The 11,022-nt window shown below is 71.6% G+C and carries 10 protein-coding genes and 1 pseudogene; 7 read left to right on the forward strand and 4 right to left on the reverse strand.

Annotated features, from left to right (window positions below; all coding sequences use genetic code 11):
• The first annotated feature begins 31 nt into the window (after positions 1 to 31).
• Positions 32 to 679, forward strand: a complete 648-nt coding sequence (locus ACIP5O_RS24375) for a hypothetical protein (protein WP_401296636.1) — start codon at positions 32 to 34, stop codon at positions 677 to 679.
• A 27-nt stretch (positions 680 to 706) separates the two neighbouring features.
• Here ACIP5O_RS24375 and ACIP5O_RS24380 read toward each other — a convergent pair whose 3' ends face one another.
• The 3 genes from ACIP5O_RS24380 to ACIP5O_RS24390 all read right to left on the reverse strand — a co-directional run bounded on the left by ACIP5O_RS24380 (position 707) and on the right by ACIP5O_RS24390 (position 2,591).
• The gene (locus tag ACIP5O_RS24380) at positions 707 to 1,114 is read right to left on the reverse strand and encodes a DUF4259 domain-containing protein (protein ID WP_401296638.1); all 408 of its coding nucleotides are present in this window, start codon (positions 1,112 to 1,114) and stop codon (positions 707 to 709) included.
• Between the two features lie 73 nt (positions 1,115 to 1,187).
• The gene (locus ACIP5O_RS24385) at positions 1,188 to 1,769 is read right to left on the reverse strand and encodes a hypothetical protein (protein WP_401296640.1); all 582 of its coding nucleotides are present in this window, start codon (positions 1,767 to 1,769) and stop codon (positions 1,188 to 1,190) included.
• A gap of 57 nt (positions 1,770 to 1,826) precedes the next feature.
• Entirely contained in the window at positions 1,827 to 2,591 is a 765-nt protein-coding gene (locus ACIP5O_RS24390) for a hypothetical protein (RefSeq protein WP_401296642.1), read from the reverse strand.
• A 221-nt stretch (positions 2,592 to 2,812) separates the two neighbouring features.
• Here ACIP5O_RS24390 and ACIP5O_RS24395 point away from each other — a divergent pair, with 221 nt between their 5' ends.
• The 3 genes and pseudogenes from ACIP5O_RS24395 to ACIP5O_RS24405 all read left to right on the forward strand — a co-directional run bounded on the left by ACIP5O_RS24395 (position 2,813) and on the right by ACIP5O_RS24405 (position 5,596).
• Positions 2,813 to 4,261 carry an MFS transporter gene (locus tag ACIP5O_RS24395; RefSeq protein ID WP_401296644.1) on the forward strand — a complete coding sequence of 483 codons (1,449 nt, stop codon included), beginning with the start codon at positions 2,813 to 2,815 and terminating at the stop codon, positions 4,259 to 4,261.
• A 521-nt stretch (positions 4,262 to 4,782) separates the two neighbouring features.
• Positions 4,783 to 5,157, forward strand: a pseudogene (locus ACIP5O_RS24400) (transposase); the annotation flags it as partial.
• 172 nt (positions 5,158 to 5,329) lie between these two features.
• Entirely contained in the window at positions 5,330 to 5,596 is a 267-nt protein-coding gene (locus ACIP5O_RS24405) for a hypothetical protein (RefSeq protein WP_401296984.1), read from the forward strand.
• Between the two features lie 27 nt (positions 5,597 to 5,623).
• On the opposite strand, the gene ACIP5O_RS24410 is transcribed toward ACIP5O_RS24405, so the two are convergent.
• A complete protein-coding gene (locus ACIP5O_RS24410; protein ID WP_401296646.1) occupies positions 5,624 to 6,631 on the reverse strand; it encodes a LuxR C-terminal-related transcriptional regulator in 1,008 nt (335 codons plus the stop codon).
• A gap of 149 nt (positions 6,632 to 6,780) precedes the next feature.
• Between ACIP5O_RS24410 and ACIP5O_RS24415 the strand changes: the two genes are divergently transcribed.
• The 3 genes from ACIP5O_RS24415 to ACIP5O_RS24425 all read left to right on the forward strand — a co-directional run bounded on the left by ACIP5O_RS24415 (position 6,781) and on the right by ACIP5O_RS24425 (position 11,002).
• Entirely contained in the window at positions 6,781 to 7,014 is a 234-nt protein-coding gene (locus ACIP5O_RS24415; RefSeq protein WP_401296648.1) for a hypothetical protein, read from the forward strand.
• A 61-nt stretch (positions 7,015 to 7,075) separates the two neighbouring features.
• Complete coding sequence (locus ACIP5O_RS24420; RefSeq protein ID WP_401296650.1) at positions 7,076 to 8,425, forward strand: helix-turn-helix domain-containing protein; 1,350 nt, start codon at positions 7,076 to 7,078, stop codon at positions 8,423 to 8,425.
• A 147-nt stretch (positions 8,426 to 8,572) separates the two neighbouring features.
• Complete coding sequence (locus tag ACIP5O_RS24425) at positions 8,573 to 11,002, forward strand: amino acid adenylation domain-containing protein (RefSeq protein WP_401296652.1); 2,430 nt, start codon at positions 8,573 to 8,575, stop codon at positions 11,000 to 11,002.
• Positions 11,003 to 11,022: the final 20 nt, after the last annotated feature.

The following is an 11,022-nucleotide window of genomic DNA, read 5'->3' on the forward strand; positions in this document are numbered from 1 at the left end:
CCCGGAACGTGATCACGACGAGGAGGCGGACATGGAAGCCCGTGAAGAGGACCCGTACCCGGACGTGACCGCCGCGGGCGGCCTCGTACAGGCCCTGCGGGAGGAGGCGGCGCGGCGCGGCCGTGACATCGGGCTGCCGTCCTGGGCCACCGACCCCCTCGCCGTCGACACGACGAGGGGCTACCTGTCCGTCGACCTCGCGCCGGAGGAGCGCCTGTTCCGGCTCCGCGTCCACATCCCCGACTTCGGCTGGGACATCGGCTCCACGGACGACCTCGGCACGCTCGTGGAGGCGATCGCCGCGTGGTGGGAGGGCGTGCCGTACGACGAACTCGCGGCGAGGTTCGGCTTCCTGGACCTCGACGGGTTCACCGGGGCGCTCGCGGCCGGGGAGCCCACGGCCACGCAGTGGGCCGGCCTCCTGTCGTCCGCGTACTACCGGGGGCAGCGGGACCTCCTGCGCCGCCTCCACGCGGACGGGGCGCTGCGGAACGCGTTCCCGACGATGTCGCACCGCGCGGTCCGCCTCCAGGTGGACCCGATGCACCGGGAGAGCCGCCAGGTCCTGGTGTACGAGCGGAGGGACGGGCACTACGAGGTCGTACGCGCCGGGGCCGCCCCGACCGAGGTCCCGGACGACGCCCTGATCGCCCACCTGCGGGCGGCGCTGTACGAGTGAGTTCCCCGGCCGGGGCTTCCCGCCCCGTCAAGAGGCCCCCGCCAGGATCGCCCGCAGTCCCCGTACCCCCGCCTTCCACTCCTCCCCGCCCGACTCCTCCCACAACTCCAGCAGCTCGGACGGCTCGACGAGCACACGGTCCAGGGCCGCCACGGCCTCCGGACGGAGCTCGGCCGGGAGCACGGGCAGCGGCTCCTTCGGACCGTACGACGTGGTGACCGGCTCCCCGCCGGGGCACTGCGCCGCGAGGAGGGCCGCCGAGGCGATCGCCTCCACCGCCACGTCCGCGTCGAGGTACTCACCACCGGTGCCGACCACCTCCCGGAAGGCCCCGCGCAGCACCTCCGCCTTCTTCTCCACCGGTGCCTCGTCCACCCGGTAGGAGAAGTCGGCGGCGGTGTCGTTGTCGAAGGGGCCGATGTCCCAGGTACCCATGGCGTACTCGCTCTCTCCAGTCGTCCGGACTCGTGGAGATCGTGACAGGCCCCACTGACAACGGGCGGTCCGCTCAGTCCTCGACGCCCAGGTCGGCGCGCATGGCCTTCTTCATCGCACCCACGTAGGGCCAGACCTCCTGGTGGAGTTCGTCCTCCATCGTCAGCAGTTCGGCCGCGTACGCGGTGGGGTTCGCCGCGTACTTCCTGAGCTTTCCGTAGGCCGCGTTCAAGCGCGACTTGGCCGCGCCGGAGGGGCGTGACACCACGTCGGGGACGATCATCTGGGCCTCCGCGTAGCTGTCCCGGTAGGCCAGCCTGGCCGTCTCCAGGTTCTCCAGGGACGCGGCGACGTCCTCGCCGCGTTCCAGTGCGTGGAGGTGGTTGGTCATCTCCGTCAGGTACTGGCGCGCGGCGGTGTTCAGCCTGATGTAGCAGGCGCGACGGAGCTCCAGGGTCTCGCGCTGTTTCTGCAGGGCCCGCTCCGCCCGGAGCAGCTCCTCGGCGTGGTCGCGTTCCTCGCGCCGCTGGTCGGCGGCGGCCTGCAGCTCCATGCGTTTGGTGCGGTCCGCGCGGACCTGCGTCAGGAGCGCGGCTCCCAGCGTTCCCGCCACGCCGACCACCGCGATCAACAGCGCCGACCAGTTCCCGCCCATGTTCCCTCCCGTGTACGGCCCGGTCCCCGGGACGATGCTGTCACAAGGGGGACCGGCTCAGGCGCGGTAGCCGGGCCAGTGAGGGTCCTCCCAGCGGGCGGGGCCGGTCAGGCCCATGAGCCTGACGCGGTGGAGCAGGTCCTCGTGGTCGCCCGAGGGGCCGAGCCGGGCGGGGGCGTGGCGGACGAGCCAGGCGGCGAGCTCGGTCCGGAAGAGCTCCTCGTTCTCCTCCTCCCAGGTGTCCCAGGGGAGTTCGTCGCCCAGCAGGTCGTAGTCCCAGTGGCCGGCGGCCTCGGCCAGGTGCCGGTCGGCCACGTCCTCGTCGAGCGCCTCCCAGACCGCGAGCCACGGGCCGAGCGTGCCGGACGCTTCTGCGCACAACGCGAGGAGTTCGTGGACGGGGACGACGGGGTCCGGATCGGTGAGGGCGTGGGCCCACCAGGCGCGCAGGAACTCCCGCACGGCCTCCGCCTGTCGCCCGGGCCACCGCCACCACTCGCCCCGGACGATCGCCCGTCCCACCTCGTGCATGCCGAGCAGGGGCTCCACCCGGCCGGCGACGAGCACCCCGGCGAACTGGGGCAGGATGCGGCGCAACACCGCGCCCTGGTCCCTCCAGTCGGGAGCCGTCCACGTGCGGTGCAGGAGGTCCGGGTCGAGCACGACGTCCGGGACCTTCAGGAGCGCCAGTTCCTCCTCGCTGCCCCAGTGGCAGTCGCACTGGACCTCGTCACTTCGGGCGGTCATGCCGCGGAAGGTGACGGCCAGGCCGTCCAGGGCGTGGTCGAGGCGGATTCGTGCGGGGGTCTCGTCGACGTTCATCGGTGTCGGGACCGCCTTGCCGGTACTCCGGACGACTTTCGCCGGCCCAAGATTCCCACCCTACCGGCCCCGGACGCCGTCGTTCGCGGGGGAATGCGAGCGGACGGTGGAGGGGCGGTCCGGACGCGGGCCCCGTGGGCCGGGACCGGACCGGGATCGGGCCACGGCCGTAGGACCCACGGCGTACGTACGGGTCGGAGGCCTCTGCGACCATGACCGTCATGCCGCAGACCGACTCCGTCACCAGCACGTCCCCCGCCCCTCCCGTCCCCGCGTCCCGCGCCTGGGCGGTCGTTCTGGTCGCCTGTGCCGGGCAGTTCCTCGTCGTGCTCGACGTCTCCGTCGTGAACGTGGCGCTGCCGTCGCTGCGGGCCGACCTCGGGCTCTCGGCGCTCGGTCTGCAGTGGGTGCTCAACGCGTACTCGATCGCCTTCGCCGGGTTCATGCTGCTCGGCGGGCGGGCCGCCGACCTCTACGGGCGCAAGGCGATGTTCCTGCTCGGGCTCGCCGTGTTCACCGTGGGGTCCGTCGCGGGCGGGCTCGCGCAGGAGGGCTGGCAGCTCGTCGCCGGGCGGGCCGTGCAGGGGCTCGGCGCCGCCGTCCTGTCGCCCGCCACCCTGACCCTGGTCACCGGCGCGGTCGCCCCCGGGCCCGCCAGGACCCGGGCCATCGGCACCTGGACGGCGGTCGGCGCGGCCGGCGGCGCGGCGGGCGGCTTCGTCGGCGGCCTCCTCGTCGACCTGCTGTCCTGGCGCTGGGTCCTCCTCGTCAACGTCCCCGTCGGCGTCCTCGTCCTCGCCGGCGCGCTCCTGTGGCTCCGCGAGAGCCGCCCCGGCACCGGCCGCCGCCTCGACCTGCCGGGCGCGATCCTCGTCACCGGCGGGCTCGCCACCCTCGCGTACGGCATCGTCCAGACCGAGGAGGCGGGCTGGGGCGACCCCAGGACCCTGCTCACGCTCCTCGGCGCGCTCGTCCTGCTCGCCGCGTTCGTCGCCGTGGAGGCCCGCGCGGCGGCCCCGCTGATGCCCCTGAAGATCTTCCGCACGCGCACGGTGTCGGCGGCCAACTCCGCGATCATGCTGTTCGGTTCGAGCTCCTTCGGCATGTGGTTCTTCATGACGGTGTACGCGCAGAACGTCCTCGGCTACACCCCGCTCCAGGCCGGCCTCGCCCTCGCCCCCAGCTCCCTCGCCGTCGTCCTGGGCTCCAAGCTCGCGCCCCGCCTGATGCCGGCCCTCGGCGCCCGGACCCTCGCCGTCACCGGCGCCCTCGTCGCCGCCTCCGGCTTCGCCTGGCAGTCCACGATGGGCGTCGACGGCACCTTCCTGACGACCATCCTGGGCCCCGGCATCCTCATGATGGGCGGCATCGGCCTGGCCACCACCCCGCTGGCCACCCTCGCCACCTCCAGCGCCGCCCCCGGCGACGCCGGTCTCGTCTCCGGCCTCGTCAACACCTCCCGCACCATGGGCGGCGCCCTCGGCCTCGCCACCCTCTCCACCGCCGCCGCCGCCGTCACCGGCCCGGTCCACGGCACCCCGGACCCGGCCGCCCTCACCTCCGGCTACGCGGCCGCCTTCCGCGTCTCCGCGTCGATCCTGCTCGGCGCGACCGTCCTGATGCTGCTGTGGCTGCCGAGGTCCGGGCGCCGGGACGCCGAGCACCCCTAGGGCGCTTCGTCTGGATCGTCCGGCGCTGCGTAACATCGCTCCTCAGGGGTGGGGAGGCGCAAGCGTGGGATTGTTCAGAAGCAAGCGCGGTGGGCAGCGGGTGCCTCCGCCCGAGCTGGTTGCCGAGGCCAAGGCGAATCCAGGGGGCTGGGTATACGAGATCGACGGAAGCACGGTCGATGATCCGAACGGAGCCGTGCCCCCTGAGGCCATCATCGCGGCTTGGCAGGTGGACGCTCGCGGCCGGCTCTCGGGCGGCTACCAGGCGAACCCGAACTACCGGCCTGGGGCGACAGAGCAGTAGCTCGTATCGGACGAGGCGATACGGCCGTTTCATCCCGGTCGTCGACTCGTTGGTCTGGCCGTGCCATCGACTGACGCGCGGTGGGCGCGGATCGAGCCGTTGCTCCCGGACCGGACGCCGCGGCGAGGTGGCCGGTGGCGGCACCTGGGAACGGCCGTTCACCGCGCTGATCGCGCAGGCCGACGCAGAGGAAGACCTCAACCGGATCGTCTCGGTCGACTCGACCGTCGTCCTCCGCGTCCCCCGGCGGCGAGGGCGGCCCCGCACCGGGCCGGACGTGGTCCTGGCCGGCAAGGCATACTCCTCACGCGTGATCCGCGAGCACCTGCGCAAGCGCGGGATCCGGGCGGTCGTCCTCATCCCGGCCGACCGACGCGGCCACCGTCTGCGGCGCGGCGGCCGGGGCGGCAGGCCACCCGCCTTCGACCGTGGGGCATACAAGCAGCGCGACACCGTCGAACACCGCATCAACCGCCTGAAACAGTGGCGAGGCATCACCACCCGCTACGACAAGACCGCGACCGTTTACCTGGCCGGACTCCACATCGCGGCATCTTCATGTGGTCTGCGCGGTGATCCGAACGAAACGCCCCGGGTTGCGCCAGCGGCCGGGTCTCCGGCGGCGGCAGCGAGGCGTGTGCGTCCAGGGCCTCCTCGGACGGAGGGAGCAGGCGGTGCCGCGCGGGTTGCGTATCCGGCCAACTGCCTGGCAACTTCCCCTTGTTCTGCTGATTTCAGGCCGATGCCCTGTTTATGTTGTGGGTATGACAATGGATCGGGCAGAGGTCGCGGAGGCTCGGTCGCACGTCGAGGCGGCATTGAAGAGCCTGCTGGCGTGCACCGAGGCGGACGACCCGCTGGGGCAGGCCCAGATCAGCAGCCTGCGGGCCGTCATCTGCCTGCTGCGGAGCAGGCAGGGACCGCTCGCCGCAGGGGAGCGCTGGGAGCTGCTGGACAAGTCGCGCGTTCGCACGAGGTCCTCTCTCACCATGATCTCCCACGTCCTGAGCCAGGAAACCGTCGGCGCATGAGCAGGTCCGGCCCCCGACGGCGTCCGACTATGCGAGAGCAGGTGTTCCGCCGGGTGCCGCTCCTGCGGACGCCGCCACGGCCTCCTCTTCCTTGGCGAGGCAATAGCCCAGTTGAAGACGGTTGTCGGCGCCCATCTGCTTGCGGATGCGGGCCAGGTGGTTGTGGTAGGTCCGCGGGCTGACCCCGAGACGGCGGGCGATCGCCGCGTCCGTCAGTCCTTCCACGAGCAGCCGTTTGATCATCTCGTGGATGGCGGGCATCACTTCGGTGGAAGCCCGAGTGGTTGAGGCGGGCCTGAACTGGACGGCACGCTGCCAGTTCCGGTCGAACACATCGGCCAGGAAGCCGACCAAGGCCTTGTCGTGCACGACGACGGCCACGGTGCGGTCCTGCTTGGCCGGCAGCAGCGCCTGCTTGCGGTCGATGACGAAGAGGCGCTCGAAGAACTCGTCCAGGGTGCGGACCTCACCGCCGGCCTCGGTCACAGCGGTGACGTAGGCCTTCGTCGGCTCGTTGAAACGCGCCGAGTGCTGGTAGAGCGTCTGCATCCGCACCCCGCGGCGCAGCTGGTCCTGGGCGAGCGGAAGAGCCGCCTCCAGAGTGGCGGCGGACCGGCCGCTACCCGGCTGGGCGGTCAGGATCTCCTCGGCCGCCTCGCGGCTGGCCCGGTCGACGTACTCGCGGATCTCGTTCATGCCGTGCAAGTACTCCACCGGCTGCGGGGCGCGCTCGCGCTGTGCTGCGTACATCCGGATGACGGGTTCGAGCTCGCGCTCCACCTCTGCCGCCCGGAGTTCCGCCCGCCAGGCGCGGGCGCGCCAGGCGGAGGTGAGGCGGCCTTCCACGCGGCGGGGGTCTATCGCCTGCAGGATCGTTCCGTCGGGGGACGGCTCAAGGAGTCCGAGCTCGACGAGTTCGGACACGCCGGGGAGGTCCACACCGGGCGTGAAGGCCTCTCCCCGGATCGTCCGGTCGAAAGCTTCAAGGGCTTCAGGCGACAGTTCCAGCCGTCCGTTGTCCACCTTCGACCGCATTTAGCCCCCTCAGATTCTTGCATTGCGCTAACCGGACGTGGCCGGTTGATGGCGATCCTAGCGCGGCTCGACCTAGCCTCAAGGAGGTCGAAGTCGACCCCTTGCACACAAAAGAAAACAACAGCGCAAATCGCATGAGGAGCAACAAAATGGCTCACAACAGTGGTCGATCCATGCGTTCCGTCTCCCGGCGGACGGGCGTGATCATGTGGGTCGCCGCGACAGCACTCCTCGCAGGTTTCGGCGGTGCCCAGATGTCGTTCGATCTCGGCTGGGACTCCCCGGCCCCCCGCACGGCCGCCGCCGATCTCGGCTGGGACTCCCCGGCCCCCCGTGCGGCCGCCGACCTCGGTTGGGACGCCCCTCCGGCCCGCCGCGCCTGACGATCCGACCGGGCGAGCGGGCCGCTGTGCGCCGCTGCGCCTCATCTGAAAGGAGAAGTGCATGGACACCGGCCACGAAGCCCTTCGCTTCGGTGACGTGCTGCAGCGGTCTCGCAAGCGCGTCGGGCTGACACAGGAGCAGCTCGCGGGCCTGTCCACGGTAAGCGTCCGAGCCATCAGGGATCTGGAACTGGGACGAGCGCACCGCCCCCGCGGCCAGACGGTGAAGCTCCTCGCCGACGCCCTCCGGCTCAGCGGCTCCCCGCGCGTGCTCCTCGAGTCCGCGGCGGGCCGGCCGGCTGAAGGCACCACCCTGCTGCGGATGTACGAGGGCGAGGCAGGCGCGCCCCCCGCTCCGACCGGACCGCTGTTCGGCCGGGTGCCCGAACTGGCCGTGATCGGCGAGGCCCTGGACCGTGAGCGGATGGTGGCTCTGGTGGGGCTGGCCGGCGTCGGCAAGACCCGACTGGCCCTCGAAGCGGTCCGCCGCCGCAGCACACACGGCGGGACCCCGACCCCCACCGTGTGGATCCCCCGCTCCGACGCCATGCCCCGTACCGGACCGGCCGCCGACCACTCGCGTGCCATGTTCATCTCCTGGGTGGTGGACCGCCTGCGCGGCGCGGAGCCTGTCGAGGAGCTGGCCGCCTTGATCGGCGACCGACCCATGGTGCTGGTGATCGACGCATACGAATCCTCCCCGGTCCGGCCGGAAATGCTGAGGTCGATCCTCGACCGGTGCGCCGGGCTGCAGGTGCTCGCCACGACCAGGGGAACGCGTCCATTCGCGGGCGTCCGGGCCGTTCCCGTACCGCCGCTACCGCTCGCAGCGACTGACAACGCGTGCGGTCCCGTCGGCGGGAGCTGTGCGTCGCCCGCCGTCGAACTGTTGCTGTCGCACCTGCGCTACACCCGTCCGACGCTGATCCATACGGAGGCCACGCTGGAGGCGGTGGCAGCCCTCTGCCGCACGCTGGACGGCATTCCCCTCGCTCTCGACCTGGCCGCCGCCTGGTTCCCCGTCTACCTGCCCGAGCAGATGGTGGCCATGGTTCAGGAGGGCCCACTGGACCTCTTGGAGCTGGTGCTCGGGACCGAGCCCGACGCGGGGCCCGGCTTCCGCACCCTGGTGGCAGAGGCGGTGTCCCACTTGAAGCCCGCGGAGAGCGAAGTGCTGCACGCGCTTCTGGCCAGGGATTCCTCCTGCCCCGCAAGCCTGCTGGTCAGGCAACTGGGCCTGCCCGTCGCCGAGACGACCCGCGCCCTGCACGCGCTGCTCCAGCGGGGGCTGATCCGGCACGAGACCGCGGCCGACGGGGCGGCCTCCGTGGAGGTGCTGAATCTGGTCCGGCACGTCGTGGCTTCTTCGCCCGGGTCGTGCGGAACCGCTTCCGAGTACACCCGGCCCTGATCCAGCGCTACGAGACGCCCCCTGGGCCCCGCTTTTCAGCTGCCGGTCTCCTGCCGAGCACCTGCCGACCAGTCGGAATGCCCGTCCTTAAGCTGATCGGCGTGTCCCTTTCCGCGGGTGCGGAACGAGCGAACGGAACCCAAGAACATGCCTGTTGCAGAAGCGTTTCCCGATGGAGGAGACACGGCGTCCCTCTTTCCGTTCGGGGGTTCGTGCTCGCTGCCGGGACATTGCGGGACGCTGCGGCGCACCGTTCTCCTGCCGGAGGAGTACGCGCACCGGGCAGCCGATCTGCTGCCCGCCGCAGCGCTGGTCCTCGGCCGGAAGTACAGCAACAGCACGGCCTTCCGCATCGGCGTCCGGCGGTCCTCCTGGTCCCCGGCCGACCGGAGCGCCGCCCTCGCCGTCACCATGCCGTCGTCGATGACGGCACGGCAGGTCCGCGAAGAGGTCGCGCGAACCCTGACCGGGCTGACTGCGGCCCCCGCCCCCCTTCCGGACACCGTGCCGCCGACCCTGCACTGCGTCCTGGACGGACCCGCTGACGATCGCCACGGATTCGACCTCTCCCTCTCGGTCGAGTCCCGGCCCGGACAGCGGACCGCACTGCATTTGGACTGCCACGAGCACATCCACGACTCCGCGTTCGCCGACCGGATGCTGGGCCACCTCGTGACTCTCCTCGGCCAGTTGGACGCGGAGCCGGACGTGACGATCGCGGGCCTGCGGCTGCTGACCGACCCCGAGCGGAGCCGGCTGCGCGAACTGAGCAGCGGCACCCGGCAGAAGCCGTACCCGAGCGAGAGCTCCATCTACACCCTCTTCGCCGAGCAGGCCGACGCCCATCCCGACCGGGAAGCCGTCAGCCACGACGAGGGCACCCTGACCTACCGGGAGCTGCAGGAACAGGCGCTGACCCTGGCCCTGGCCCTGCATGCCCGAGGCGTGCGTCCGCACGACCGCGTCGCGTTCCTGCTGGACAAGACCCCGCGGCTACTCGTGGCCATGCTCGCCGTCCTCCGCCTCGGGGCAGCCTATGTGCCCATCGCCGCCGGCGTTCCCGAACGGCGGCGCGCCTACCTGCTCGCCGACAGCGGCGCCTGCCTCCTCCTGTCCGAGGGCCCGGCGCCCGCGACCGACATTCCGGTCCTGGACCTGGCACAGACGTACGCGATCACGGATGCCGGGCACCGGCTACCGGACCCGGTCACCGGCCCGCTCGATGCCGCGTACGTGATGTACACGTCCGGCACCACCGGTCGGCCGAAGGGCGTGCTGGTCAACCAGCGCGCCGTCGTCCGCTTGGTCAAGAACACCGATTACGTGCGGCTGTCGTCCGACACCCGGATTCTGCAAACGGGCGCCATCGCCTTCGACGCCACCACCTTCGAGTTCTGGGGAGCACTGCTCAACGGGGGGACCGTCGCCCTGGTCCCGAGCGAGGAGGTCGTCGACGCGGCCGGCCTCGGCGCCGCCCTCGCGCGACACCGGGCCGACACGCTCTTCCTGACCACGGCTCTGTTCCACCAGATCGTGGAGCAGGAACCTTCGGTCCTGGCAGGCTGCCAGGTGCTCATCGGAGGCGAGACCCTCTCCGCACGGCACCTGACCAAGGCGATGGACGCGTGCCCCGGCAGCGAGTTCATCAATGTCTACGGCCCTACGGAGAACACCACCTTCTCCGTGACCCATCCCGTCACCGCGCGGTACACCGGCAGGGTGCCGATCGGGCGCCCGATCGCCCGCTCCACCGCGTACGTCCTGGACCTCGACGGCAACCCCCAGCCCCTCGGCGTCCCCGGTGAGCTGTACGTCGGCGGCGACGGACTCGGCGACGGGTACCTGAACCGCCCCGAGCTGAACGCCACCGCCTTCGTGCGGGGCGGGGCCGGGGAGGAGCCCGAGCGGCTCTACCGCACCGGTGATCTCGCCCTGTGGAACGAGAGCGGGCAGCTGGAATTCCTCGGCCGCACGGACCACCAAGTGAAGATCCGCGGCTACCGGATCGAACTCGCCGAAGTCGAAAGCCAGTTGACCCGACTGCCCGGGGTCCGCGAAGCCGTGGTCCTGCTGCGCCGCCGTGGCGCCGACCTGTCCCTGCTCAGTGCCTACGTCACCGCCGACGGGCCCGTCGACGCCGAGGCGCTGCGCGAGGGGCTCCTCGAGGAGCTCCCCGACCACATGGTGCCCGCGGAGTTCACGCAGGTCGACGCGATGCCGCTGAACCGCAACCAGAAGATCGACCGGGCGACGCTGGCCGCACTGGACCCCGTCGCCGCCGCCCCCGTCGCAGCGCGCCTCCGCGCCCCGCGCACGGCGACGGAGGTGACGGTGGCCGCCGTCTTCGCCGAGGTCCTGGGGGTGCCCTCGGTGAGCCTGGACGACAACTTCTTCGACATGGGTGGTCATTCGCTGCTCGCGACCCGGCTCTGGAGCCGGCTCCGGTCTGCGCTCGGCAGGGAGTTCCAGCTGCGGCAGATCCTCGACACCCCGACGGTCGGGGGTCTCGTGGCGAGCCTGGAACGGGACGGGGCGTCCACGGTCGCGCGTCCGAAGCTGGTCCGCCGGTCGTCCTGACGGCTCTTTTCTCGATTTGG

The sequence above is a fragment of the Streptomyces sp. NPDC088915 genome, assembly GCF_044749825.1.
In the GTDB taxonomy this organism is placed as follows: Bacteria; Actinomycetota; Actinomycetes; order Streptomycetales; family Streptomycetaceae; genus Streptomyces.